This is a genomic window from Vogesella indigofera (genome assembly GCF_028548395.1).
Lineage (GTDB): Bacteria > Pseudomonadota > Gammaproteobacteria > Burkholderiales > Chromobacteriaceae > Vogesella > Vogesella indigofera_A.
Genome location: NZ_JAQQLA010000003.1, coordinates 1 through 26,617 on the forward strand (window position 1 = coordinate 1; position 26,617 = coordinate 26,617).

Sequence of the window (26,617 nt, forward strand, 5' to 3'; positions counted from 1 at the left end):
GCTTCAGCATCGGCGACAGCAGCTACGCCGCTGGCGCCAGCGCCAGCATCGACGGCGTCGGCAGCCTGCAGCTGAACGCGGACGGCAGCTACCTGTTCACCCCGGCGGCCAACTACCACGGTGCGGTGCCGCTGGTCAGCTACACCGTCAGCGACGGCGTCAGCAGCGACAGCTCCACCCTCAGCATCAGCGTTACCCCGGTGGATGATAAAGGTGTGGCAGCCATCGACAGCAACACTACGCTGGAAGATACGGTTGTGGCTGGCAATGTGCTGGATAACGACAGTGATATTGATAGCGACCTGACGGTGGCTGGCTTCTCTGTGGACATCAATGGCGATGGCACCACAGAAAGCTTCACTGCGGGCCAGACGGCAACGATCAACGGTGTCGGGACACTGACCCTGGGCAGCGATGGCGGCTACACCTTCGCGCCGGCCGGCAACTGGAGTGGTGCAGTTCCAACGGTGACTTACACCACGAATACTGGTACCAGTTCTACCTTGAATATTGACGTAACACCGGTAGCAGACAAACCGGCTCTGACGATCAACAATTATCAGACCGTGGCTTCAATGAACTTTGAAGATGTGGCGCTGCCTTCCAAAGGTTATTCCGAGACGATCCAGATCAACACGATTTCGGGCACTAGCACGGTGGGCACCTGGAGCACATGGAACGGCAGTGGTTATGTCGAGGTCGGCAAGGAAGGCATCTACCAAGGCGGTAGCTCCAGCAACAAAGTCATGGAGATTGAAGCCGCCACCGGCGACAAGACCCTGTATGCAGATATCCAGGTTGAAGCCGGCCGCTTCTACGAGCTGGATTTCGATGTTGCAGCGCGCAATGGGCATATTGCCAGTTCCGGCATGTCGGTATCACTGGTCAAGCTGGATGCCTCCGGTAACGCGATCACCGGCTCGGCTGTCGTGCTGTACACCTTCTCTCCAACGGACAGTAGCTGGCACAACGTGACCGAGAACTGGACGGCAGAAACATCCGGGACTTATCGTTTGATCTTCACGTCTACGGATTCAGGTAACAGCTACGGCGCCCTGTTGGACAACATCACTTTCTCGGCGGTTGAGAACAAGGGCTACGAGAACAGTTTCTTCAGCCTGGGCGATATCAATACGGCGTTGACCGATACCGATGGCTCCGAAGAACTGGCGGTCGAGATTTCCGGCCTGCCGGTTGGGGCGGTGTTGAAGGATGGGGCCGGCCATGAACTGACGGTTGGTGCCAACGGCAAGTTGGACGTGACTGGCTGGAGTCTGACCACCCTGCAGATTCAGGTGGACCAGCCGGGCAACTACACCCTGACTGTGACCTCGACTTCCAGCGAAGTGGTAAATGGCAGTGTGGTGGATAGCGACAGCAGCCAAGCCAGCTTCACTATCACCGTACTGGATGTGGCCAACTTCACGGATGCCAACGAGGTCGTGACCATGGCGGAGGACGGTGTGCTGAGCGGTTCGGTGCTGACCGGAACCAGCAGCATCGAAGGCGCGGTAACGGTAAGCAGCTTCTCTATCGGTGGCAGCAGCTACACCGCTGGCCAGACTGCCACGGTTGCCAATATTGGTGCGCTGAAGGTCAATGCTGATGGCAGCTATGTCTTCACGCCGGTGAAAGACTTCAACGGCCCGGTGCCTACCGTGAATTACATCGTGACCGATGGCAAGACCACTGATGCCTCCACGCTGAATATTACGGTTACCGCGGTGGAGGATACCCCTGTGTCGTATAGCAACGGCAATAGTGGTGCCTACTGGCTGATGAACTACACATCGAATGCCAACGAATTCGACATGAAAGTGAAGAACGGCACGATGACGTTGGCCGTGGGCGAGTCGCTGCACTGGGACATTCTGGTGACCGACAGTGACCAGAATGCCACGCTGGCACTGATCAACAAGAGCCTGCCAAGCGGTGCGACACTGTCGTACGAGCGCCTATATGCCGAGAATGGCGAGGTGATGCTGCGGGTTTACCTCACCGTGACTGGCAACTCGGCAATCACCCTGTCGCAAGACAATCAGTTCACGATTGACGTCAATGGCGCCAGCGGCACTGCCTTGCTGATCAACTCGGACGAGTATGTTGGCGTACACCCCAACAATGAGTATGACTACAGCGCACAGTTCGATAATGGCAATGCATCGCAGTGGGACGACACTGACTGGCTGAGCAGCAACGTTAGAGGTGGTGAGCTCGCTACCTCGGCCTCAAGCCAGGCTGGCCAGACAGTCAGCTACGACAGTGGTGAAGATATCGCCTATGGCACCATCGGCGGCGATACTCTGAGTGGTGGTGCCGACAATGACTTCATCGATGGTCGGGCTGGCAACGATATCCTGCATGGCGATGCAGGTAACGATGTGGTGCTGGGTGGTCATGGCAATGACACGCTGTATGGTGATGCCGGTAACGACTACCTGGATGGTGGCCGCGGTAGTGACACGCTGTATGGCGGTAGCGGCAACGATGTGCTGAAAGGCGGCGCAGACAGCGATACATTGATTGGTGGTGCTGGTAATGACACGCTGACCGGTGGCACAGGCATCGACACCTTCAAGTGGGCGCTAGGGGATGCGGGTGCCGTGGGCTCGGCTGCGAGGGATAGCATCACCGACTTCAAGGCCGGTGTCGGTGGTGACGTACTGGACCTGAAGGACCTGCTGCAGGGCGAGAACAGCAGCAACCTGAGCAATTACCTGCATTTCGACAAGGATGCCGCCGGTAACGCCGTCGTGCAGATCAGTTCCAGCGGTAATGTTGTGGGTGGTTTCGATCAGGCCATCACGCTGGAAGGTGTGAAACTGTCTGACCTTGGGGCTGGTGATGCGAATATCATCAACAACCTGCTGGCGAATGGCAATCTGAAAGTGGATCTGTAAGCAGCGCAAACTGTCAGTGCAAAAGGGCCGGGTTTCCGGCCCTTTTTTATCGCCGTGATATTGGTAAACCGCCATGGTATGGCGCGAGCAATATGATCGCTTATGTTGACTGGTCAGATGCCGACAGTTGTAGTGTCAAGACCTGCTCGTGCGCCTAAGCTCGAGAAAAAAGCCAATCCGAACACGGATTGGCTTTTATGCGATGGTTTGCCTGAGACAAGCAGCCCGGTAGACTACGTTTGCCGGGTGAATACGGTGGCGGTGTTTTGCAATAGCAGGCACTCATGCCGACAGTCAGTCCATCGTCTGATGGTGTCCCCAGATATGGACACCGTCTTTGAGACCGGGTTCTTTGAGACTGTCAGGCGTGTTTCACAGCATGGATCGGTCTTGGATGCCCATCTTCAATCCGGACAGATTTGGAGCAAGACAGTCTGCCCGTGTCGATCGGTACGCTAGGCCCGAGCAGTGCTCGGGCCTAGCGTACGTTTTGCTGCCACCACGATGCTTACGGGTGGATGACCAGTGCCGTGAACGGTGGCAGGTAGGCCATGGCCGAGACGACCAGGCCGACCAGGCAGGCCAGTGCCAGCGAGTGGAAGAACACAAAGCGCAGGATCACGCCTTCCTTGCCGTAGTACTGGGTGGCGGTGGAGGCGACCACGATGGACTGTGCATCGATCATCTTGCCCATCACGCCGCCGGAGGAGTTGGCGGCGGTCATCAGGATCGGTGACAGGCCCAGTTGCTGTGCCGAGGCTTTTTGCAGGCCGCCGAACAGCACGTTGGCCGCAGTGTCGGAGCCGGTCAGTGCCACGCCCAGCCAGCCCAGCAGGGTGCCGAAGAACGGGTAGAACACGCCGGTATGCGAGAACGCCAGGCCGAGGGTGATGTCGACGCCGGAGAAGCGGGTGACATAGCCCAGTGCCAGCATCGCCACGATGGTGGTAAGCGAGTAGCGCAGCGACCAGAAGGTTTCCTTGTACACCTTCAGCATTTCGGATGGACGGTAGCCCATGATCAGCGCCGAGATCAGCGCGGCGACCAGAATGCCGGTGCCGGTGGTGGACAGCAGGTTGAACTTGTAGATGGCGGCTTCCAGATGCGGCTCGGTCACCACTGGCGGCATCTTGTAGATCAGGTTGTGCAGGCCCGGCCACTGGATTTCCAGCGTGAAGATGCTGTCCAGCAGTTTCTTGATGGTGGGCGAACCGAAGGCGAACACCGCCACAGACAGGATCAGCCACGGCAGCCAGGCGCGGATCACTTCGCCGGTGCTGTAGCCGTGATGCTTGTCGGAGATGATGGCCTTGGCGCCGTTGGCGGCTTCACCACCCATGGTGCCGGCGGTAGAGGTGTAGATTTCTTTCGGTTTCCATACTTTCAGGAAGCCGACCAAGGCGGCGATGGAGCATACCGAGGCGATAACAGCGACCAGTTCCGGCCCCATGGTGTTGGACACGATCAGCTGCGGAATGGCGAACGACAGGCCGGCTACCAGCACGGCAGGCCAGATGCGCATGGTATTGCGCCAGCCGCAGAACGCGATCAGCAGCCAGAACGGCACGATGATGGCGAAGAGGGTCATCTGGCGGCCAACCATGGACGAAATCTGCAGCACGTCCAGGCCGGTAACCTTGGCCAGGGTGGTGATCGGGGTGCCCAGCGCGCCGTAGGCCACCGGCGCGGTATTGGCGATCAGCGATAGGCCGGAGGCGGCCAGCGGCGAGAAGCCGAGGCCGATCAGCATGGCGCCGGTGACGGCTACCGGGGTGCCGAAGCCGCCGGCACCTTCAAAGAAGGCGCCAAAGCAGAACGCGATCAGCAGCAGCTGCAGACGGCGGTCGGTGGTGATGCCGGAGATCGACTCGCGCAGGATGGCGAACTGGCCTTTGCGCTCGGTCAGCTGGTACAGGAAGATCACGTTGAGGATGATCCAGCCGATCGGCAGCAGGCCGTTGGCGGCACCCAGCAGCGTGGCGCTGGCGGCCAGCTCGGCCGGCATGCCGAACACGCCGATGGCGACCAGCAGCGAGGTGGCCAGGCCCAGCAGCGCGGCCTTGTGCGCCTTGACGTGGAACAGACCCAGTGCGCCCAGCAGGACGATGACCGGGATGCTGGCGGCCAGCGTGGATAGCCACGGGCTGCCGAGCGGGTCGTATACGTGTGACCACATGATGTAACTCTCCTTGTTGTGATGCGCGATCTCGGTGCTGCTGCCTGACGGCAGGCGGTTGCGCGAGGCGTTATGTGCCGTGCGCGAACTTTAGCGGCAGCCGACGGTCGGCGTCATTTGGGGCTTGCCCTTGCGGGTTAACCCTCAGCGACCAGGTCAAGTTACTGAAAATAAAGGAAAAGGCGAAAAAATGGCCGCAACGCCGAATCGGTGTTGCGGCCAACCTTGTGACAGGCGGAGAGCTTACGACAGCGGGTGGGCGGAGACGCCGCTGTCATCCAGGCGCAGGTAGCCGGCACTGCCGTCGTGCCAGTCCTGGATCACCCAGCGTTCGCGCGGCTGGCCGGCCAGCGGGTAGTGATGCCGTGCCGGGCGATGGGTGTGGCCGTGAATCAGCGTGCAGCCAGGGTTGGCCGCAAGCAGGGTGAGCACGGCGTCTTCGGTCACGTCGCTGATTTCGTTGGGTCCGTCCTGCTGCTTGCGCGATTCGCTCTGCTCGCGGATGTGGCGGGCGATGGCGTGGCGTTCTGCCAGCGGCTTGAGCAGGAAGGCCTGCTGCCAGGCTGGCTGCCGCACCATGGCGCGGAACTGCTGGTAGGCGGTGTCGTCGCCGCACAGCGCGTCGCCGTGGCTGAGCAGGTAGCTGCGGCCGTAGGCCTGCAGCGCGTGCGGGTCGGACAGTAGCGTGGCGCCGCTGGCGGCGGCAAAGCCGGTGCCGAGCAGGAAGTCGCGGTTGCCGTGCATCACGTACAGCGGCGTGTGGCGGCTGAAGTCGCGCATCGCCGCGACCATGCTGCGGGCGAAGGCGTCATCGTCGTCGTCGCCGACCCAGTACTCGAACAGGTCGCCGAGGATGTACAGCGCGTCGATGTGGCCGGCCCACTGCCGCAGCGTGCGCTGGAACAGCTCGCCCAGCCACGGTGCTTCGGCGTGAAGGTGCAGATCGGAGATCAGGTGAATGGCCATCGTGCGGCACCATGAATAAGGGCCGCATGCAGCGGCCCCGGGTCTTGCGTGAACGGGATCAGGCGGCAGCCACGATCTCGGCTTTTTCGACGATGACCGGCTCGACCGGCACGTCCTGGTGACCACCGGTGCGGCCGGTTTTCACGCCCTTGATGCGGTCAACCACGTCCTGGCCGGCAACCACCTGGCCGAACACGGCGTAGCCCCAGCCCTGCATGGTTTCGCTGCGGAAGTCGAGGAAGTCGTTGTCCGACACGTTGATGAAGAACTGTGCGCTGGCGGAGTGCGGGTCCGGCGTACGTGCCATGGCCACGGTGTAAGTCTTGTTGGACAGGCCGTTGTTGGCTTCGTTCTCGATGGTGTCGCGGGTGTCTTTCTGCTTCATGTCGGCAGTGAAACCGCCGCCCTGGATCATGAAACCGTTGATCACGCGGTGGAAGATGGTGCCGTCGTAGTGGCCGTCCAGCACATACTGTTCAAAGTTGGCGACGGTTTTCGGTGCCTTGTCGGCAAACAGTTCCAGCGTGATGTCGCCGAAGTTGGTAGTCAGTTTGATCATGATGGGAGTCCTTGGGGATCAGGGTTTGTAAGTGGCTTTCTGGATGACGATGGGTTCCATCGGCACATCCTGCATGCCGCCAATGTAGCCGGTGCGCGACTTGGCAATGCGGTTGACGACGTCCATGCCGGCGGTCACCTTGCCAAACACAGTGTAGCCCCAGCCTGGCGGCGTCTTGCTGCGGAAATCCAGAAAATCGTTGTTGACCAGATTGATGAAGAATTGCGAGGTCGCCGAGTGCGGGTCGTTGGTGCGCGCCATGGCGATGCTGCCGATCACGTTCTTCAGGCCGTTGTCGGCCTCGTTGGCGATCGGCGCGCGTGTCGGTTTTTGTGACAGCGCACCGCCGTCGATGGTAAAACCGCCACCCTGGATCATGAAGCCGTCAATCACGCGGTGGAACACGGTGTTGTCGTAATGGCCAGCCTTGACGTAGCGGGTGAAATTGTCGACGGTCTTGGGCGCGCTTTGCGGTGCCAGCTCGACGGTGATCAGCCCCTTGTTGGTCTGCAGCTCCACTTTGGGTGCGGCGGTCGCCAGCAAGGGCAGCAACAGCAAGGCGAGGGCGGCAATCTTCTTCATGGCCATGGTTTCCGGAGAGTTGATGCGCGCAGTTTAGCATGAGGCCGCTGGCGATGTGCCAGCCGGCGCGGGCCGCGGCGCGTCCGTCAGCGGTTAAAGATTGTGCGGCAACGGCCGATAAAGCGATGAAGCAATAACACGACATGTAATCAGTAGGCGGAGAACGCAATGAAAAAAACGGTTTTGGCAGCAAGTCTGCTGGCACTGGTGTCCATGACGGCCTGCGCCTCGTCCGCGGCACCGGTGGTGCAGGAAGCGGCCGGCGAAGGCTGGATGGTGGTTGCCGATGCGCCTGCCGTGGCGGGAAGCCATGAGCAGCCGGGGATCTCCCGGCAGCCGGTGATGACCCAGGGCGGCGTGATGATGGGTGGCGGCTATGTCGGCCCGCTGTCCGAGCCGGCGGCCAAGGAAGTGGAAAAGTACAATGCACTGCGCATCCGCGTGGTCGGTTACGGCGCGCCGCCGGCCAACCGCAGCCTGTCGCCGGTGCAGCGTCGCCTGCTGGCGATGCGGGCCTCGCAGCTGGATGCCTATCGCGCGATGGCGGAGCAGGTGCAGGGCTTCAAGCTGTCCGGCAGCAGTACCGTCGGCAACATGATTGCGGCCAACGATAGCTACCGCGTGTTCGTCGATGCCTACCTGCGCGGCGTGCGACTGCTGTCCACCGAGTTCAAGGCCGACGGCAGCAGCGAGACCATCGGCGAGGTGGTATTGGACGAAGGCTTCTTCAAGGCTTATCGTAGCGCGCTGGTGACCACCGGCAACGTGGCGACCGCGGCGCGGGTACTGCCTGCCGCCGACGGCAGCAAGCTGGGATGTACCGACAGCGGTTGTGTCTACGGTGGCGACTACTATGTTTCGCAATGACGGCGCAGATGAAGACTAAACCATTCTGGTACGCCGCCCTGTGGGCGGCGTTTTTGTTGGCAGGGCCGGCGGCGGCCGAGGTGTATCGTGCCGAAGGCATGGCCTCGCTGGAGTCCGGTCGCGTCGCGGCGCGGCAGCAGGCAATCGAGGACGCGGTGCGGCAGATGGCGATGACCCACGCCGGCACGCTGCAGGCCACGTCGCGGCTCGATAATGGCGAGCTGAGCGAATCGAGCATGACCGGGCCGCTGACGCTGCCCGGCACGCCGCGCGTGCTGCAGGAAAGCCAGCGCGACGGGCTGCTGTTTGTCACGGTGGAAGTCGATACCGCCGAGCCGGTGTCCGCCGCCGAACCGGCCACCGCTGCGGCCAGTCAGGCTTGTGCCCGTCCGGCGACGCCGGCGGGGCGTTTCCTGACCCGGCGGCTGGTCAGCACCTATTTCGAGGTGGCGCAGCCGCAGGATGCCGGCGACCTGGGCAATCTGGCGACCTGGTTGCCGTCCGAGCTGTCGCGGCGGCTGAACGCGCTGCGCGACGTGCGCGCGCTGGATGCCGGCAACGTGTCGCTGTTTCCCGGTGGCAAGGTGCAGGAGCCGTGGCAGGCCAGTGACGCCGTGCGCGACATCGGCCGCCGCGAGGAGGTGCAGTTCGTGCTCGCCGGGCGGGTGCTGGATACCGGCGTCACCCGCAAGGAGCCGCGGCTGGGCGCGTTTGGCGGCGCCAGTGGCAGCGAGGCCGGGCTGTATTACACCGGGCCGCTGGCCGGCCTGTTCGGCGCCTCGGCACGGGTGGTGCCGGTGGAGCGCCGCTTCGCCATCGAATACTGGCTGTACGACGCGCTGACCGGTGGCGTGCTGGCCACCGCCACGGTGGCAACGACCGCGCGCGGCGCGGTACACGACAGCTCGCTGCGTGTCTTCGAACTGAGCCGCTTCCAGCAAAACGACTACGGCCGTAGCGTGGCGACGCTGCTGGATGGCGTTGCCGGCAAGCTGGCGAACACCATGCATTGCCTGCCGTTCGCAGCGCGGGTGGTGCGGGTGGACGGTGATCGCGTCTACCTGGGCGCCGGTACGCTGGACGGGCTGGCCAGTGCCGATCGCCTCATCGTCTACAAGCAGCAGCCGCAGACCGAGATCCGCCGTGGTGACGGCGTGGTGCTGGGGCTGCCGGAGCGGGTGATCGGTGACGTCGAGCTGCTGCAGGTGCAGCCGCGGCTGGCGGTGGCGATGCTGCGCAATGCCCGTGGCAAGGTGGATGTCGGCGACTGGGTGCGTTTCCCGGTGCGACGCTGAGCCTGTTGGCATGCCGGAAAGGTTGGCCGCAAGCGCCGTTTTGCGGCCAACCTTTGCTTTATGTGATGCCTGTTTGGCGCATGGCCGGAACTGATGCAGATCAGTTTTGTTGCAAATTGCTGTTGATAACGATTCTTGTCTTTATTACAATCGCTGCCATTGATGCCATGCCTGACAACGGGCTTTTAAGGAGTGTGACTGTGAACAAAAAGGTATTGCTTGCCTCGCTGCTGGCTGTCTTCGCAGGATCCGCTGCTGCGGAAGAAATCGTGGTGTACAGCTCCCGTGCCGAACAGCTGATCAAGCCGCTGTTTGACGCGTACAGCAAGGAAACCGGTGTTGCCATCAAGGTCATTTCCGACAAGGAAGGCCCGCTGATGGAGCGCCTGAAGGCAGAAGGCAGCAACTCCCCGGCCGACATCTTCCTGACCGTGGACGCCGGCAACCTGTGGAAGGCCGACGACATGGGCCTGTTCCAGCCGGTCAAGTCGGCCGTGCTGAACGGCAACATCCCGGCCAACCTGCGCGACCCGGACAACAACTGGTTCGGTCTGTCGGTCCGTGCCCGTACCATTTTCTACAACAAGAACACCGTCAAGCCGGCACAGCTGGCGTCCTACGAAGACCTGGCCAGCCCGAAGTGGAAGGGCAAGCTGTGCCTGCGTAGCTCGAAGAACGTCTACAACCAGTCGCTGGTTGCCACCATGATCGCCGACATCGGCCCGGTGGCCACCGAGCGCATGGTCAAGGGCTGGGTCAACAACCTGGCGACTGCACCGTTCGGCAACGACAACGCGGTACTGGAGGCGATTGCCGCCGGCCAGTGTGATGTCGGCATGGCCAACACCTACTACTACGGCCGTATCGTGGCCAAGAACCCGGCCTTCCCGGTCAGCCCGTTCTGGGCCAACCAGGCTGGCAAGGGCACTCACGTCAACGTGTCCGGCGCCGGTGTCGTGCGCTACGCCAAGAACGTGAAGGGCGCGGTGAAACTGCTGGAGTGGCTGTCGTCCGACAAGGCGCAGAACATGTTCGCCGACGTCAACTTCGAGTACCCGGCCAACCCGAAAGTGAAAGCCGATGCACTGGTGGCGTCGTGGGGCAACTTCAAGCACAACCTGATCAACGTCAAAGTGGCCGGCTCGAAACAGGCCGAAGCTGTGATGCTGATGGACCGTGTCGGCTACAAGTAATCCCGCAGTGGTATCAACCCGAGGGCGCCATGGCGCCCTTTTTCGTTTGCGAGGCCCGTGAATGTCGTTTGAGCCGCAAGGGCTAAAGGCGGATAATCCGTCTTTTGATTTTCGCCTTCATTTTTCTATGCCATCCGTTTTCCGACGCTGGCGCTGGCCGCTTGTCGCCTTGCTGATCAGCCTGCTGACGCTGATCCCCCTCGCCGTGATCGTGTTGTCGTCGCTGACGCCGGACCCGGTGATCTGGCAGCACCTGCTCGACTACGCATTGCCGGAACTGCTGAACAACACGCTGTGGCTGGTGCTGGGCGTGGCCGCCGGCGTGCTGCTGCTGGGCGTGCCGCTGGCTTGGCTGGTGGCGGTGTACGATTTTCCGGGGCGCAAGCACTTCAACTGGGCGCTGATGCTGCCGCTGGCGATGCCGGCCTACGTGATGGCGTTCACCCAGGTCGGGCTGTTCGACTTTTCCGGCCCGGTGCAAACCCTGCTGCGCGCACATTTCGACAATACGCGCTGGTTTCCGCCGATCCGCTCCACTGGCGGCCTGGTGCTGGTGATGAGCCTGGCGTTCTATCCCTACGTTTACCTGCTGGCGCGCAATGCCTTCTCCACCATGGGTCGCCGCGCGCTGGAGGTGGGGCAGACGCTGGGGCTGTCGCGCAGTGCCGGCTTCTGGCACATCGCGCTGCCGATGGCGCGGCCGTGGATCATGGGTGGCCTGATCCTGGCGCTGATGGAAACACTGGCCGATTTCGGCACCGTGTCGATCTTCAACTTTGATGCCTTCACCACCGCCATCTACAAGGCGTGGTTCTCGCTGTTCTCGCTGGATACCGCCAAGCAGCTGGCGTCACTGCTGGTGGCGCTGATCTTCGTGATGGTGGTGCTGGAGCAGTATGCGCGCGGCCGTCGCGCCTATGTGCAGGCCGGCCGCGCCGCACCGCTGCCGCGCCTGCGGCTGGCCGGGGTGCGTGCCTGGCTGGCCAGCGGCTACGCGCTGCTGGTGCTGGCCTTGGCCTTCGTGCTGCCGTTCGGGCAGCTGCTGGTCTGGTCGTGGGGCGCGCTGGAGCAGGAGTGGAACGAGGCGCTGTTCGGCTACGCGCTGCGCTCGGTGACGCTGTCAATGATGGCGGCGCTGATGATTGTCAGCATCGCCTTGCTGCTGTCCTATGCCCGCCGCCGTGACGGTGGCGCGCTGGTGCGGCTGCTGGCGCGGGTGGCGACGCTGGGTTATGCGGTACCCGGCACCGTGCTGGCGGTCGGCATCTTCGTGCCGATTGCCTGGCTGGACAATGTGCTGATCGAGCAGTTCTTTGCCGGCCAGGACGTCACTGCGGTGCTGAAGGGCACGCTGGCGGTGATGCTACTGGCCTACGTGTCGCGCTTTCTCGCCGTCGGTTACTCGGCGGTGGATGCGGCGATGAACCGCATCACGCGCAGCCAGGAAGAGGCGGCGCGCAACCTCGGCTATTCCGGCTTCGCGCTGCTGCGCCATGTGCACCTGCCGCTGCTGCAGGGCGGTCTGCTGACCGGGGTGCTGATGGTGTTTGTCGATGTGATGAAAGAGATGCCGATCACCATGATGACGCGCCCGTTCGGCTGGGACACGCTGGCGGTCAGGATTTACGGTTTGACGTCGGAAGGGGTGTTTGACCAGGCGGCGTTGCCGGCAGTGGTGCTGGTGCTGGTCGGTCTGATTCCCACCTTGCTGCTGTCACGTCAAAAGGATGTTGCTTGATGGATGCTTTGCTTCAGTTGAATGCGGTCAGCCAGGCCTACGCTGGTAAGCCGGTGATCGATAACATGTCGTTCCAGCTGGCGGAGGGCGAGATCGCCTGCCTGCTGGGCAGCTCCGGCTGCGGCAAGACCACGGTGTTGCGCTGCATTGCCGGTTTCGAGCCGCTGCGCGGTGGCGACATCCGCCTCAACGGCGAGCGCATCGCCGCCCCCGGCTACAACAAGCCGGCGCATCTGCGCGCGGTGGGGATGGTGTTCCAGGATTATGCGCTGTTCCCGCACCTGGACGTTGCGGCCAACGTTGGCTTCGGCCTGCGCGGCCTCGCCGACGGCGAGCGCAAGGCGCGCGTCGGGCTGATGCTGGAGGTGGTCGGCCTGTCGGCGCTGGCCGGTGCCTATCCGCACGAGCTGTCCGGCGGCCAGCAGCAGCGGGTGGCGCTGGCGCGCGCGCTGGCGCCGCGGCCGCGGCTCTTGCTGCTGGACGAGCCGTTTTCCAACCTCGACGTCGACCTGCGTCAGCGCCTGTCGCACGAGGTGCGCGGCATCCTGAAGGAGCAGGGCATGACCGCGATCATGGTCACCCACGACCAGCAGGAGGCATTCGCCATGGCCGACAAGGTCGGCGTGATGCACCACGGGCACCTGCAGCAGTGGGCGTCGCCGTACCAGCTGTACCACGAGCCGGCCAGCCGCTATGTCGCCGATTTCATCGGGCAGGGCGCGTTCGTGCCGGCGGTGATCAGCGGGCCGCAGTGCGTGACGCTGGAAGTGGGCGAGTATTGCAGCATGACGCCGCTGGCCTACCAGGTCGGCGCGCAGGTGGACGTACTGCTGCGTCCGGACGACGTGGTGCACGACGACCACAGCGAGCTGACCGCTACCGTCAAGGGCAAGGTGTTCATGGGGTCCGAGTTCATGTACACGCTGCAGCTACCGTCCGGGCAGCAAGTGCTGGCGCAGGTTCCCAGCCATCACAACCACGCCATCGGCGAGGCGATCGGCATCCGTTTGGAGCTGGACCACCTGATTGCCTTTGCGCGCTGAGCGGCCATGAAAAAACCCGGTGCCAGGCACCGGGTTTTTTCTTGCGGCCAACCTTGGCGCGGTTCAGCCCGCCAACCAGGTGTGAGGAATGGATTCCAGCCAAGTCTTGATCGAGCGGGCGTCCCGCACCCGCGCTGCCGAACTGTTGGCGGCCAGCAGCACGAAGACCAGCTTCTGGCTGCCGACTTCGGCTTCCATCACCAGACAGCCGCCGGCTTCGTTGATGAAGCCGGTCTTGGACAGCTCGATCGCCCACTGGCCTTCACGCACCAGCGCATTGCTGTTCTTGTAGTGCAGCGTGCGGGTAGCGGTCGGCTGTGCCGTGTACTCGGTCATGGTGGTGAACTGGCGGATCAGCGGATACTGGTTGGCCGCCTTGACCATGCGCACCAGATCCATCGCCGTGGCGCTGTTGCGCACGTCCAGTCCGGTCGAGTCGTAGAAGCTGGCGTTCTGCATGCCGATGGCGCGCGCCTTCTGGTTCATGCGCTCGATGAACGCCGGGCGGCCGCCGGGGTAGTAGCGCGACAGTACCGCCGCGGCACGGTTCTCCGACGACATCAGCGCCAGTAGCAGCATCTCGCGGCGGGTCAGCGTGGAGCCGACGGACAGGCGCGAGCCGGTGTTCTTCAGGCGGTCGATTTCCTCGTCGCTGATGGTCATCGGGCTGTCCAGTGGCAAGCCGGCGTCCAAGACCACCATCGCGGTCATCAGCTTGGTGATGGAGGCGATCGGCAGCTTTTGCCGGGCATTCTTTTCGAATACCATCTGCCCGGTGCGGCCGTCGACGATGGCGACCGAGTGCGAGCTTAATTGCGGCTGGGCGGCTTCCGACGGATGATAGCTTGTCGGCTGGGCGGCCATAATGGCGCCGCTGCTAAGCGCCAGCACGCAAGCAACAAATAAATTCTTTAGCATCTTTTTGTGGCTCCGATGCGTGGTGAGTTACGTGATAAAACAGATTTTATTTTAAATCGCCAGAATGGATTTGTCCGGATTGATTTTCTATTTATGCCATGAAAAACAATTGGACCAGCTATCCCTGGCGTGACGAATGGGTGAATGTCGATGAATATTGTTTTTCCGGAGAGTCCGTTCCATTTGCACCAGCCGTTTCCGCCGGCCGGTGACCAGCCGACGGCGATTGCATCGCTGGTGGAGGGGCTGGATGACGGCCTGTCATTCCAGACCTTGCTGGGGGTGACGGGTTCCGGCAAGACCTTCACCATGGCCAATGTCATCGCCCGCACCGGCCGCCCGGCCATCATCATGGCGCACAACAAAACGTTGGCCGCACAGCTGTACGCTGAAATGCGCGAGTTCTTTCCGGAGAATGCGGTCGAGTATTTCGTGTCCTACTACGATTACTACCAGCCGGAGGCCTATGTGCCGAGCCGGGACCTGTTCATCGAAAAGGATTCCAGCATCAACGAGCACATCGAGCAGATGCGGCTGTCGGCGACCAAGTCCATCCTCGAGCGGCCGGACTGCATCATCGTGGCCACCGTGTCGGCGATCTACGGTATCGGCGATCCGGCCGAATACCACCAGATGATCCTGCACCTGAAGGAGGGCGAGACCATCGCGCAGCGTGACATCATCGCGCGGCTGGTGACCATGCAGTACGACCGTGCCGATGTCGATTTCTCGCGCGGCGGCTTCCGCGTGCGCGGCGACGTGATCGACATCTTCCCGGCGGAAAGTGCCGAGCTGGCGGTGCGCGTCAGCATGTTCGACGACGAGATCGAAACGCTGATCTTGTTCGACCCGCTGACCGGCGCCACCAAGCAGCGAGTCGGCCGCTTTACCGTCTATCCCGGCAGCCACTACGTGACGCCGCGCGACACCGTGCTGCGTGCCTGCGAGCAGATCAAGCTGGAGCTGCGCCAGCGCATCGAGTGGTACCAGAAGGAAGGCAAGCTGGTGGAGGCGCAACGCATCGAACAGCGCACCCGCTTCGACCTGGAAATGCTGTACGAGATGGGCTTCTGCAAGGGCATCGAGAACTACTCGCGCCACTTTTCCGGTCGTGCGCCGGGCGATGCGCCGCCGACGCTGATCGATTACTTGCCGAAGAACGCGCTGATGTTCATCGACGAGAGCCACGTCACCGTGTCGCAGGTCGGCGCGATGTACAAGGGCGATGCCGCGCGTAAGCAGAACCTGGTCGAGTACGGCTTCCGCCTGCCGTCGGCGGCGGACAACCGGCCGCTGAAATTCCACGAGTTCGAGCGCCTGCTGCCGCAGACCATCTTCGTGTCCGCCACCCCGGCGGACTACGAGACCACGCATGCCGGCCAGGTGGTGGAGCAGGTGGTGCGGCCAACCGGCCTGGTGGACCCGGAGATTGAGATCCGGCCGGTGGCGACACAGGTCGATGATCTCTTGTCGGAAATTCGCCTGCGCATGGACCGCAACGAGCGGGTGCTGGTGACCACGCTGACCAAGCGCATGGCGGAGCAGCTGGCCGACTACTACACCGAGCACGGGCTGAAGGTGCGCTATCTGCACTCCGATATCGACACCGTGGAGCGGGTGGAGATCATCCGCGACCTGCGGCTGGGTATGTTCGACGTGCTGATCGGCATCAACCTGCTGCGCGAGGGGCTGGATATTCCGGAGGTGTCGCTGGTGGCGATTCTGGACGCCGACAAGGAAGGCTTTTTGCGCAGCGAGCGCAGCCTGATTCAAACCATCGGCCGTGCCGCACGTAATTTGCAGGGTCGTGCCATTCTTTATGCTGATAAAATTACCAATAGCATGAAGCGGGCCATTGATGAAACCGAGCGTCGCCGAAATAAACAATTGGCATTTAATGAAGCCAACGGTATTGTGCCGCAGGGCATCAACAAGAAAGTGCGTGATCTGATCGACGGCGTTTACGGCGATAATGCCGGTATCGGAAAGCGCAAGAGCGCGCTGTCGACGGTGGTACTCGATGAAAAAGCTCTGGCCAAGGAAATCAAGCGCATCGAAAAGGAAATGCTGGAAGCGGCGCGCAATCTCGAATTCGAAAAAGCGGCCAACCTGCGTGACCAGTTGAAAGTGTTAAAAGAACAAGCCTGGATCAATCCGCTGTAATCATGAAAAACAAAACCCTGCCGTCTGCCCGTTTCCGGGTGCTGTTCGTGTGCACCGGCAACATCTGTCGCTCGCCGACCGCGCACGCCATCCTCGCACGTGACGTTGGCCGCGCCGGTCTGGCGGCGCAGATCGCGGTCGACTCCGCCGGGACTTCGGCCTGGCATGCCGGCGAAGCGGCGGATCCGCGCACGGTAGCGGCGGCGCTGCGCCACGGTGTCGACATGAGCGCGTTGCGGGCACGGCCTTTCCGGCCGCAAGACTGGCAGCAGTTTGATCTGATCCTAGTTGCCGGTTACGATCATTTGGCACAATTGCGGCGGCAGATGCCGGCTGACTGGCCGGGAGAGCTGGCACTGATGCTGGCGGATGCCGAGGTGCCGGATCCCTACTATGGCGAGGAGGCCGGTTTTGAAGCGGTGTTTGCCTTGCTGGAGCAGGCGTCGCGCAACTGGCTGGACAAGGCCAGGGCGAAGTTGCCTGCGATATAACAAAACCTGACGCTGCGCCCGGGCGCCGCCAAAAGGGGAAAACATGGTCATGCCGCGTAAAGAAGGGCTGGATTTCAAGCCGCTGGAAGTCGCGCCCAGTCACACTGCCGACGCCATCCTGCCGCGCCAGCCTGGCCGGCTGGCACTGGGGCGCCAGGCGGTCATCGCCATCGGGTCGTCCACCGGTGGCACTGAAGCGTTGCGGGTGTTGCTGACCGCGCTGCCGGAGCAGATGCCGCCGATCATCATCACCCAGCACATGCCGGAAATGTTCACCAAGTCCTTTGCCGCGCGGCTGGATTCGCTGTGCAAGCTGCGGGTCAAGGAAGCGGAAGACGGCGAGCGCTTGCAGCCGGGCGTGGTCTATATTGCGCCGGGCCATTCCCACCTGCTGATCAAGCCGGCCAGCACTATCGGCTACGCCATCAGCCTGCACCAGGGGCCGCCGGTCAACCGCCACAAGCCGTCGGTGGACGTGATGTTCCGCGCTGCGGCCAACGTTATCGGCCGCAATGCCATCGGCGTGATCCTGACCGGTATGGGGCGCGATGGCGCCTCCGGCATGGGGGAGCTGAAAGAAGCGGGCGCCCACAATATCGCGCAGGATGAGGCGTCCTGCGTGGTGTTCGGCATGCCGAAGGAGGCCATCGCCCTCGGCGGCGCCCATGAAGTGCTGCCACTCAACAATATTGCCGCGCGCCTGATCGCGCTGTGCAGCCAGCGCCAGCATCAGGACTAAGCTGTTGTCCGGCGGCTGGCCCTGTCCTGTCATGAATTACATCGGTTACCCATGAAATATTTGCCTGTCCTGGTTGTGGAAGATGATGCCGACCTGCGCGAAGCGCTGGTCGATACCCTGGTGCTGTCCGGTTACGCGGTGCTGGAGGCGGCGGATGGCCAGTCGGCCTTGCAGGTGTTGCGCGACAACGCGGTCGGACTGGTGGTGTCGGATGCGCAGATGCAGCCGATGGACGGCTACACCCTGTTCCAGCAGGTCAAGGCCACCTATCCGGCTTTGCCCTTCGTGCTGATGACCGCCTATGGCGTGATCGAGCGTGCGATTGACCTGCTGCGTGCCGGCGCCAGCCACTACCTGCTGAAACCGTTCGAGCCGCAGCAGCTGATTGCCGAGGTGGAAAAATACCTGCTGCCGGAGCCGGAAGGCGACGCGGAACTGCTGGCCTATTCCGCGCCGATGAAACGCTTGCTGGCCATCGCGCGGCAGGTGGCGCCCAGCGACGCCAGCGTGCTGATCAGCGGCCCCAGTGGTGCCGGCAAGGAGGTGCTGGCCCGCTTCATCCACCGCCACTCGCGGCGCAGCGCGGCGCCGTTCGTCGCCGTCAACTGCGCGGCGATCCCCGACAACCTGCTGGAATCGACCCTGTTCGGTCACGAGAAGGGCGCCTTCACCGGTGCGGCCAACGTGCTGCCCGGCAAGTTCGAACAGGCGCAGGGCGGTACCATCCTGCTCGATGAAATCACTGAAATGCCGCTGCCCTTGCAGGCCAAGCTGTTGCGCGTGCTGCAGGAGCGCGAAGTGGAGCGCGTCGGCGGCACGCGCACCATCAAGCTGGACATCCGCGTGCTGGCCACCAGCAACCGTGAGGTGCAAGAAGAAGTCGCGGCCGGCCGCTTCCGCGAAGACCTGTTTTTCCGCCTCAATGTATTCCCGCTGGCGGTGCCGGCGCTGGGAGAGCGCACCGAAGATATTTTGCCGCTGGCGCGAAAATTGCTCGATAAGCACGCTAATGCCGTTTCCAAGCCGCGTCTGACCCTGGGCAAGGACGCGGAGCGTGAATTGACGGCCTATAGTTGGGAAGGTAACATCCGCGAGCTGGATAATGTGATGCAGCGGGCGGCAATTCTTGCCGCCGGGCCGGAAGTTTCTGCCGTCGATCTGATGCTGTCGCCATCGGCGATGGTGCTGCCGGTGGCAACGGACAGCGCCGTTGACGAATCCGACCTGGGTATGAAGGCGGTGGAGAAACGTCACATTCTTGATGCGCTGCAGGCGTGCGGGGGCGTCAAGAAACTGGCTGCAGAGCGCCTTGGCATTAGCGAAAGGACGTTGCGCTACAAGTTGCAGCGTTATCGTGAAGAAGACGCCGGTCCGGTTTGATGCCGCCGGCCTCACTGCAAGAGGTTACTATGTCCACGCAGGGTATCAATCAGCTATTGGGTGAGCTGCGCGCCATGTCATCGCTGGCCGCGGGCCAGGCGCCTGCGGTAGACAAGACCGCTCCCGAAGTCGATTTTTCTGATGTACTCAAGAGCACGCTGGAGCAGGTCAACCAGGTGCAGAACACCTCGCTTGAGCTGCAAAAGCAGTTTGAACTGGGTGAGGAAGGCGTTAACATCCAGGACGTCATGGTGTCGATGCAAAAAGCAAGTCTGAGCTTCCAGACCATGGTTCAGGCCCGCAACAAGCTGGTTTCGGCCTATCAGGAAATCATGAATACGCAAGTGTAGCGCCGTCTGTTTCGAGCTTCGGGCCTGCGGCGGTAAGATCAATAATGAAATAACCACTGTATGGCTGAATTGGTCGATAATACTGCGCCTGCCTGGAAGGGGCGTGCCAACGAAGTGTTGACACGTTTCAATGCCCTTCCCAATAACAAGAAAATCCTGTTCTTCACTGCCATTGCCGCAGTGTTGTCCATCGCGCTTGCCTTGCTGGTATTCAATCGCGAACCTCCCTACAAAGTACTGTTTACCGGTCTGGCCGATAGCGACGGCGGCCAGGTGACCGCCGCGCTACAGCAGATGAACGTGCCGTACCAGATTGGCGACGGTGGCGTGATTTCGGTGCCGAGCGAGCGCGTCTACGACACCAGGTTGAAGCTGGCGACGCAAGGCCTGCCCAAGGCCGGCGGTGTCGGTTTCGAGTTGATGGACAAGCAGAAATTCGGCATCAGCCAGTTTGCCGAGCAGGTCAACTACCAGCGCTCGATCGAAGGTGAACTGGCACGCACCATCGAGGCGGTTGCCGTGGTCGACAGTGCGCGCGTGCATCTGGCGATGCCGAAGCAGACGGTATTCGTGCGTGACCAGCAGCAGCCGACGGCATCGGTGATGCTGACCCTGCGTCCGGGGCGGATGCTGGATGGCGGGCAGATTGCCGGCATCATGCACCTGGTATCCAGCTCGGTGCCCAACCTGCCGCTGCGCAATGTGTCGATCGTCGATCAGGACGGCAATCTGCTGTCCACGGTGCCGGACCAGAACAATGGCTCGCTTGATCGCCGCCAGCTGGACTATGTGCGCCAGATCGAGGCCGACTACACCAAGCGCGTCGAAACCATTCTCGAGCCAATTTTCGGCAAGGGTAATGCCCGCGCCCAGGTGACGGCCAACGTGGATTTTTCCGAGTCGGAGCAGACCTCGGAGAGCTTCCGCCCCAATTCGACACCCAATCCTTCCGCTACCCGCAGCCAGCAGATCAGCGAAACACTGGGGCGCGACGCCAACCTGCCGTCCGGCGTGCCCGGGGCACTGACCAACCAGCCACCGTCGCCGGCGTCGGCGCCGTTGACGCTGCCGCCGGGCGCCGCGCCCGGTACCGCCACCCTGTCGGGCTTGCCGATGGGCACCGCCTCCGGTTCGCTGAGCCGCGAAATTACCACCAACTACGAAGTCGACAAGACCATCCAGCACACCAAGTCGCAGAAGGGCGCCATCAAGCGCCTGACCGCGGCGGTAGTGGTGAACTACAAGATGGTGCCCGACAATCAGGGGGTGTTGAAGGCGACGCCGCTAACGGAAAAGGAGTTCGGTCAGATCAATAATCTGGTTAAGGAGGCGGTCGGTTTCAACGCCGAACGCGGCGACTCGGTAAACGTGGTCAACGCCAGCTTTGCCGATGCGGTGCCGGTGCTGACGGTGCAGGACAAGGTGCTGGATTTTGCCAGCAACAATGCCTCCGATTTGCTGAAGTACGGCCTGTTGCTGCTGGCCATCCTCTATCTGCTGTTCGGGGTGGTGCGGCCGATCATGCGCGACGTGGTGAATCCGCCACCGCCGCCGCCGGCGGATGACCTTGAGAGCGCTGCCAGCAGCGGCCGCCTGCTGGCGGTCGCCGGTGAAGAGAGCGAGGAGGGCGAGTCGGAAGAGGACAGCGACAATCCGTCTCCGAAAGAGCTCCAGCGCCGTGTGTTCGAGGCTAATATGCAAAATGTTCGCGAGCTGGTGAAGTCCGACCCTCGCATGGCCGCGCAGATTATCAAGGAATGGATCAGCTCTGATGAGTGACGTCGGTGTTCGCCGCAGTTCCGTACTGTTGTTCAGTCTTGGTCAGTCGGAAGCGATCGAGGTCTTCAAATACCTTGGGCCCAAGGAAGTGCAGAAGCTCAGTCTGGCCATGGCCGGACTCAACAACCTGAGCCACGAGGAAGTGGAGAAGGTGGTGTCGCAATTCCAGGAGGAGTGCGCGGCCCGCGCCAACTTCGGTGCGACTGACGAGTACCTGCGCAACGTACTGGTGGAGGCGCTGGGTCCGGACAAGGCGGCCAACCTGCTCGACAAGATCCTGCAGGGCAACGACCACAGCGGCATCGAAAGCCTGAAATGGATGGATCCGTCTTCCGCCGCCGATCTGATCCGCAACGAACACCCGCAGATCATCGCCACCATCATGGTGCATCTGGATCCGGACCTGTCCAGTGCCATCCTGGCCTACTTCCCGGAGCGGGTGCGCAACGAAGTGCTGATCCGTACCGCGACGCTGGAAGGCGTGCAGCCGCAAGCATTGCGCGAGCTGAACGACGTGCTGACACAGTTGCTGTCCGGTGCCGATCGCGTCAAGAAGAGCGCGGCCGGCGGTGTCGGCATGACGGCCGAAATCCTCAACTTCCTCGGCTCCAACGTCGAAGCCTCGGCGCTGTCCTATATCCGTGAGTACGATCCGGAGCTGGCGCAGCGCATCCAGGACAAGATGTTCGTGTTCGAGAACATCCTGGAAATCGACGACCGCTCAATCCAGACCATCCTGCGCGAAGTGCAGTCCAACTCGCTGGTGGTGGCACTGAAGGGCACCAGCCAGGAACTGAAAGACAAGATTTTCCGCAATATGTCGTCGCGCGCGGCTGAAATGCTGCGGGATGACCTGGAGTCGAAAGGCCCGGTCAAGCTGTCCGAGGTCGAGGCCGAACAGAAGGAAATCCTCAAGATCGTGCGCAAGCTGGCCGACGAAGGCCAGATCGTGATTGCAAGCAAAGGTGGAGATGAAGGTCTTGTCGAATAACAATGTCATTCCTGCCGAGTCGCTGGGACAGTGGCGCAGCTGGACCATGGGCGAGCTGGGTAGCGCTGCCGCGGAGCCAGAGACGGCGCCGCCCGAGTTGGCGGTGCCAGCGCCGCAGCCGGAGGAGCCCCCTGTCGAGGGGGCTTCGCTCATTATGGCGGAGGCGTCGCAGGAGGCCGAGCCGCTCGATGCCGTGGCCGCTGCCGCCTATCCGACCGCGGCCGAGCTGGAGGCGATTCATCAGGAGGCGTGGCAGGCCGGCTACGATGCCGGTTTGCAGGCCGGCGTGAAGGCCGGGGAAGAGCGCGGCCGTGCCGAAGGCGCCGAGCGGGCGCTGCTCGAGGCGCAGCAGCAGTTCCAGCAGTACTGGCAGCCGCTGTCCGCGTTGCAGCAGTCGTTTGAGCAGGAATTGTCGCTGCTGGGTGCGCAGCTGTCGCAGGAGGTGCTGGCGCTGGCGGTCAGCTTTGCCGAGAAGGTGATAGGCGAAGTGGTGCGGCACGACCCGGCGGTGCTGCGCTCGCTGCTGACCGAGGCTCTGGATACGCTGGCCGACAGCGTGGCGCAGGTGAAGGTGCAGGCACACCCGGACGAACTGGCGACCTTGCAGGCCTTCCTGGGCGAGCAGTATCCGCAGTGGCGCATGCAGTGGCTGGCCAATGCCAGTCTCACGCGCGGCGGCTGCCGCATCGAGACACCGTCGGCGTCCATCGACCTGACGCTGGAAAGCCGCCTGCAGCTGCTGCGCAAGGGGCTGGGACTGACGGATGAGCATGCTGATTGAGCGGCAGCGCGACTTCTTGCGCCGTTGCGAACAGGCGCTGCGGCCACTGCCGACTTGGCAGGCGGAAGGGCGCCTGACGCGAGTGACCGGGCTGGTGATGGAGGCGGTCGGCCTGCGCTTGCCGGTCGGTAGCGCCTGCCAGATCATGGTGTCGGCCGATTATCAGGCCGAGGCCGAAGTGGTCGGCTTTGCCGGCGACCGTCTGTACCTGATGCCGCTCAGCAATGTGCACGGTCTGCAGCCGGGGCTTGCCGTCTGTGCGGTGCCCGAGATTAGACCGCCGTTGTACGACGAACCGGCCGATAGTGGCGGTACGGGGCGTATGCTGGGCCGCAAGGTGCCGGTGGGTATGTCGCTGCTGGGGCGGGTAGTGGATTCGCTGGGTCGGCCGCTGGACGGCGGTGCCGAGCCGATGGCCGAGGCGCTGTATCCGCTGTACAGCCAGCCGCTGAATCCGCTGCGGCGCTCACCGGTGCGCGATGTACTGGATGTCGGCGTGCGCGCGATCAACGGTCTGCTGACGGTGGGGCGCGGCCAACGTTTGGGCCTGTTTGCCGGCTCCGGTGTCGGCAAATCGGTGCTGCTGGGCATGATGGCGCGCTTTACCCGTGCCGATGTGGTGGTGGTCGGCCTGATCGGCGAACGGGGGCGCGAGGTCAAGGATTTCATCGAGCATATCCTCGGTGCGGAAGGCCTTGCGCGCTCGGTGGTGGTGGCGGCACCGGCGGATTCGCCGCCGCTGATGCGCTTGCACGGTGCCGCCTATGCGACCGCGCTGGCCGAGTACTACCGTGACCAGGGTCTGGACGTGTTGCTGCTGATGGACTCGGTGACCCGCTACGCGATGGCGCAGCGCGAAATCGCCCTCGCCATCGGCGAGCCGCCGGTCAGCAAGGGCTATCCGCCGTCGGTGTTCGCCAAGCTGCCGCAGCTGATCGAGCGCGCAGGCAATGCCGAAGCTGGCGCCGGCTCCATTACCGCGTTCTATACCGTGCTGTCCGAGGGTGATGACCAGCAGGATCCGGTGGCCGATTCGGCGCGTGCCATTCTCGATGGCCACTTCGTGCTGACCCGCGAGCTGGCCGAGTCTGGCCACTACCCGGCCATCGACATCGAACAGTCCATTTCACGGGTGATGGTCGACGTCACCACTCCGCATCACGTCAATCTGGCGCGCCGCTTCAAGCAGCTGTTCTCGCGTTACCAGCGCAGTCGCGACCTGATCAATGTCGGCGCCTATGTGCCCGGTTCCGATCCGCTACTGGACGAGGCGATGCGCCGTCATCTGCAACTGGTCGGCTTCCTGACCCAGCCGATGAACGAATACCACGACTTTGCCTCCTGCCTGACGCAGCTTGAGCAAGTGCTGACTGCCTAAGGCTAGGCCATGAGCAAATTCGACCTGCTGATCCGGCTGGCACAAGACAAGCTGGACGAGGCTGCCAAGCGCATGAAGCAGGCGCAGCAGGCGCAAACGCAGGCGGAGGCGACGCTGCGGCAAGTGGATACCTTTCTGGCCGACTACCAGCAGCGGGTGCTGCACATGGCGCAGCGTGGCCTGGCGGTCGGGCAGTGGCGGGATGCGCGCCTGTTTCTGGTCAAGCTGGAGGAGGCGCGGCAACAGCAGCAGCACGAGCTGGATCGTTGCGTGCAGCGTTTCCTGTTGGAGAAGCAGGCCTGGCTTGGCCTGCGCAAGCAGGTGAAGTCTTATCAGGTGCTGCAGGAGCGCGAAGCGGAGCGCCTGAGCGTGCGCCAGCGCAAGGCCGAACAGAAACAGATGGACGAATTTGCTGCCCGCATCAGCTCCCAGGACAAGGCTGAGTAACGCACTCTGCTGATTGGCACAATTCATGCTTTTGTCGGAGTGATGACAATAAGGAGCATGTCTAAATGGCCATTACCGTCCAGTCCGTTTTAAACCTGAGCGACAGCTCGGCTACCCCGAGCCAGGGCTATGTCAGCACTCCGGACTCCCCTTTTGCCATGTTCTTTGCCAACCAGTTGCAGGCATTCACCCTCGGCCAGCCGGGCGTGGTGGCGGCCGGCGACAGCGCGCTGCTGGACGGTATCGGTCAGCAACCGCGCGCTGCCACTGCCGCGGCGCAAGACGCGTCCTTGCTGTTGGGCGGTTTGTTCATGCCCGGCAATGCCGCGACCAACCCGCTGACCAGCGCTGCCGGCAAGGAGGCCGCAGCGCTTTCCTCCCTGTCTGACCCCGCGGCGCTCGGCGAAGCGCTGGCGGCGGAAGAGTTGGCCGCACTGGCCGGTGCCAAAACCAAGGCCACCAAAGGCGGCGAGACGGCCGGCGCATTGTCGGAACTGGCCGCGCTGACCGGTGATGCCGCCGCTGACGAAGCGCCGGCGCTGCCGGGACTGCTGGCCGCTGCCAGCAGCGACAAGCGGGTGCAACGGGCTTTGAAGGATGATGGCCTGTCCGCCGCGGTGGCGGTGCGGCTGGCCATGCGCGAGGCGGAAGCGGCCGAGGCCGGTTCCGAAGTGAAAACCTTGCCGCCGGCGCTTGCCGCCGGGCGGCAGGAATTGCCGACCGACTTGTCTGCCACTGGCGCCGGCGCCGGCAAGGAGCTGAAGGAGGTGCTGCTGGGCGGCACCATGGATCGCAGCAAGCAGTGGGGCGAAGCCTTTGGCCAGCAAGTGGTGAAGGCGGTCGAACGGCAGCTGGACTCCGCGCGCTTCCATGTCACTCCGGAAAAGCTGGGGCCGATCGAAGTCCAGATCTCCATGAACAAGGAGCAGGCGCAGATCGTGGTGACCACCTCCAACCTGATGGCCAAGGAGATCGTCGAGAGTCACCTGCCGACGCTGTCGCGGATGATGGAGCAGGCCGGCCTGCAGCTGGCCGATGCCCAGGTCTCCTCGCAGCAGCAGGGCCAGCAACAGCACGGCCAGCAGGCGCAGCAGCAGCGCGGCCGCGCCCAATCCGAGGCGATGTTGCCGCTGACTGAGCTGGAGTCCGCTGCACCGGCGGCGGCCATCTCCTCCGGCCTGAGCGTGACCGCCTGATTGGCCTGTCGTGCCGCGGGCTAAAACAAGGTTGGCCGCAAGCGGAAAGCGGCTTGCTGTTTCCCTGGAAATCTACTAAATGGCTGTTCAACTCGACAAGAAATGGAGAAAATAGGGGTTAAGCATTTCTTTTAAACGAGAGCAGGTATTGTCATGGCCGAAAAAGATAAAAAAGAAGACGTTAAAGAAGCCAAGCCCGCGGCAGGAGGCAATAACAAACTACTCTTGGTTGTCATCGTGTTACTGGTGCTGGTACTGGCCGCGGTGGGCGGTCTGGCCGCCTATGTGTTCCTGAGCAACAAGTCGGCCGGTGCCGATGCCAGCCACGCCACCGCCGAGCATGCGCCGGAAAAGAAAGAGAAAAAAGAAGGCCCGCCGGTGTTCGAGAAGCTGGAACCGTTTGTCGTCAACCTGAGCGGTGGCTCGTCGATGCTGCAAATCGAGCTGCAGGCCGAACTGTATGACGAAGCCGCCAAAAACAATATGAAAGCCTATCTGCCGAAAATCCGCAGTGCTCTGATCCTGTTGCTGTCGGCCAAGACCGAAGAGGAACTGCAGTCGGCGGACGGCAAGATCAAGCTGAAGGCGCAGATCAAGAAAATCATCAATGAGTCGATGGATGCCGGGGAAGAAGAGCCGGTTGAAAACGTGCTCTTCACATCCTTCATCATTCAGTTGCAGTAAT

Annotated in this window: 23 protein-coding genes; 18 read left to right on the plus strand and 5 right to left on the minus strand. The window is 62.5% G+C overall.

The window, feature by feature from the left end; translation table 11 throughout:
* On the plus strand, window positions 1-2,900 hold a 2,900-nt coding region (locus PQU89_RS02010; protein WP_272764384.1), incomplete at its 5' end, for a tandem-95 repeat protein.
* 508 nt (window positions 2,901-3,408) lie between these two features.
* Here PQU89_RS02010 and PQU89_RS02015 read toward each other — a convergent pair.
* The 4 genes from PQU89_RS02015 to PQU89_RS02030 form a co-directional block, all read right to left on the minus strand.
* On the minus strand, window positions 3,409-5,076 hold the full coding sequence (locus tag PQU89_RS02015; RefSeq protein ID WP_272764385.1) for an L-lactate permease: 1,668 nt from the start codon (window positions 5,074-5,076) through the stop codon (window positions 3,409-3,411).
* A gap of 243 nt (window positions 5,077-5,319) precedes the next feature.
* A complete protein-coding gene (locus PQU89_RS02020) occupies window positions 5,320-6,042 on the minus strand; it encodes a UDP-2,3-diacylglucosamine diphosphatase (RefSeq protein ID WP_272764386.1) in 723 nt (240 codons plus the stop codon).
* A 58-nt stretch (window positions 6,043-6,100) separates the two neighbouring features.
* Window positions 6,101-6,601 (minus strand): peptidylprolyl isomerase, encoded by a 501-nt coding sequence (locus PQU89_RS02025; protein ID WP_047967390.1) that lies wholly within the window; start codon window positions 6,599-6,601, stop codon window positions 6,101-6,103.
* 18 nt (window positions 6,602-6,619) lie between these two features.
* Window positions 6,620-7,183, minus strand: a complete 564-nt coding sequence (locus PQU89_RS02030) for a peptidylprolyl isomerase (RefSeq protein WP_047967444.1) — start codon at window positions 7,181-7,183, stop codon at window positions 6,620-6,622.
* Window positions 7,184-7,351: 168 nt separating this feature from the next.
* On the opposite strand from PQU89_RS02030, the gene PQU89_RS02035 reads away from it, so the two are divergent.
* The 5 genes from PQU89_RS02035 (at window position 7,352) to PQU89_RS02055 (ending at window position 13,319) form a co-directional block, all read left to right on the plus strand.
* A complete protein-coding gene (locus PQU89_RS02035) occupies window positions 7,352-8,050 on the plus strand; it encodes an LPP20 family lipoprotein (protein ID WP_272764387.1) in 699 nt (232 codons plus the stop codon).
* Between the two features lie 8 nt (window positions 8,051-8,058).
* Window positions 8,059-9,345: a flagellar assembly protein T N-terminal domain-containing protein gene (locus PQU89_RS02040; protein WP_272764388.1), complete on the plus strand. Its 1,287-nt coding sequence runs from the start codon at window positions 8,059-8,061 to the stop codon at window positions 9,343-9,345.
* A gap of 167 nt (window positions 9,346-9,512) precedes the next feature.
* The gene (locus PQU89_RS02045) at window positions 9,513-10,538 is read left to right on the plus strand and encodes an extracellular solute-binding protein (protein ID WP_373322772.1); all 1,026 of its coding nucleotides are present in this window, start codon (window positions 9,513-9,515) and stop codon (window positions 10,536-10,538) included.
* A gap of 127 nt (window positions 10,539-10,665) precedes the next feature.
* Window positions 10,666-12,276: an ABC transporter permease gene (locus PQU89_RS02050; RefSeq protein ID WP_272764390.1), complete on the plus strand. Its 1,611-nt coding sequence runs from the start codon at window positions 10,666-10,668 to the stop codon at window positions 12,274-12,276.
* Window positions 12,276-13,319 (plus strand): ABC transporter ATP-binding protein, encoded by a 1,044-nt coding sequence (locus PQU89_RS02055; protein ID WP_272764391.1) that lies wholly within the window; start codon window positions 12,276-12,278, stop codon window positions 13,317-13,319. Before PQU89_RS02050 ends, PQU89_RS02055 begins: the two co-directional genes overlap by 1 nt.
* A gap of 63 nt (window positions 13,320-13,382) precedes the next feature.
* Here the strand turns inward: PQU89_RS02055 and PQU89_RS02060 are convergent, their stop codons facing one another.
* Window positions 13,383-14,237, minus strand: coding sequence for a serine hydrolase (locus PQU89_RS02060; protein ID WP_272757879.1), 855 nt, complete (start codon window positions 14,235-14,237; stop codon window positions 13,383-13,385).
* Between the two features lie 150 nt (window positions 14,238-14,387).
* Between PQU89_RS02060 and uvrB the strand changes: the two genes are divergently transcribed.
* The 12 genes from uvrB to PQU89_RS02120 all read left to right on the plus strand — a co-directional run bounded on the left by uvrB (window position 14,388) and on the right by PQU89_RS02120 (window position 26,616).
* Window positions 14,388-16,400 (plus strand): excinuclease ABC subunit UvrB, encoded by a 2,013-nt coding sequence (gene uvrB / locus PQU89_RS02065; protein WP_272764997.1) that lies wholly within the window; start codon window positions 14,388-14,390, stop codon window positions 16,398-16,400.
* Window positions 16,401-16,402: 2 nt separating this feature from the next.
* Window positions 16,403-16,891: a low molecular weight protein-tyrosine-phosphatase gene (locus PQU89_RS02070; protein ID WP_272764392.1), complete on the plus strand. Its 489-nt coding sequence runs from the start codon at window positions 16,403-16,405 to the stop codon at window positions 16,889-16,891.
* Window positions 16,892-16,940: 49 nt separating this feature from the next.
* Window positions 16,941-17,630, plus strand: a complete 690-nt coding sequence (locus tag PQU89_RS02075) for a chemotaxis protein CheB (RefSeq protein WP_272764393.1) — start codon at window positions 16,941-16,943, stop codon at window positions 17,628-17,630.
* Window positions 17,631-17,681: 51 nt separating this feature from the next.
* On the plus strand, window positions 17,682-19,010 hold the full coding sequence (locus PQU89_RS02080) for a sigma-54-dependent transcriptional regulator (RefSeq protein WP_272764394.1): 1,329 nt from the start codon (window positions 17,682-17,684) through the stop codon (window positions 19,008-19,010).
* Between the two features lie 29 nt (window positions 19,011-19,039).
* The gene (gene fliE, locus PQU89_RS02085; protein WP_047967399.1) at window positions 19,040-19,360 is read left to right on the plus strand and encodes a flagellar hook-basal body complex protein FliE; all 321 of its coding nucleotides are present in this window, start codon (window positions 19,040-19,042) and stop codon (window positions 19,358-19,360) included.
* A gap of 60 nt (window positions 19,361-19,420) precedes the next feature.
* Window positions 19,421-21,139, plus strand: coding sequence for a flagellar basal-body MS-ring/collar protein FliF (gene fliF / locus PQU89_RS02090; protein WP_272764395.1), 1,719 nt, complete (start codon window positions 19,421-19,423; stop codon window positions 21,137-21,139).
* Window positions 21,132-22,130 (plus strand): flagellar motor switch protein FliG, encoded by a 999-nt coding sequence (fliG, locus tag PQU89_RS02095; protein WP_047967401.1) that lies wholly within the window; start codon window positions 21,132-21,134, stop codon window positions 22,128-22,130. The genes fliF and fliG overlap by 8 nt, the downstream gene beginning before the upstream one ends.
* Window positions 22,120-22,911, plus strand: a complete 792-nt coding sequence (locus tag PQU89_RS02100) for a FliH/SctL family protein (RefSeq protein ID WP_272764396.1) — start codon at window positions 22,120-22,122, stop codon at window positions 22,909-22,911. The genes fliG and PQU89_RS02100 overlap by 11 nt, the downstream gene beginning before the upstream one ends.
* Window positions 22,895-24,289 (plus strand): flagellar protein export ATPase FliI, encoded by a 1,395-nt coding sequence (gene fliI / locus PQU89_RS02105; protein WP_272764397.1) that lies wholly within the window; start codon window positions 22,895-22,897, stop codon window positions 24,287-24,289. The genes PQU89_RS02100 and fliI overlap by 17 nt, the downstream gene beginning before the upstream one ends.
* A gap of 9 nt (window positions 24,290-24,298) precedes the next feature.
* A complete protein-coding gene (fliJ, locus tag PQU89_RS02110) occupies window positions 24,299-24,736 on the plus strand; it encodes a flagellar export protein FliJ (protein WP_272764398.1) in 438 nt (145 codons plus the stop codon).
* A gap of 65 nt (window positions 24,737-24,801) precedes the next feature.
* Window positions 24,802-25,932, plus strand: a complete 1,131-nt coding sequence (locus PQU89_RS02115; RefSeq protein WP_272764399.1) for a flagellar hook-length control protein FliK — start codon at window positions 24,802-24,804, stop codon at window positions 25,930-25,932.
* A 153-nt stretch (window positions 25,933-26,085) separates the two neighbouring features.
* Window positions 26,086-26,616, plus strand: coding sequence for a flagellar basal body-associated FliL family protein (locus PQU89_RS02120; protein ID WP_272764400.1), 531 nt, complete (start codon window positions 26,086-26,088; stop codon window positions 26,614-26,616).
* The last annotated feature ends 1 nt before the right edge of the window (window position 26,617 follow it).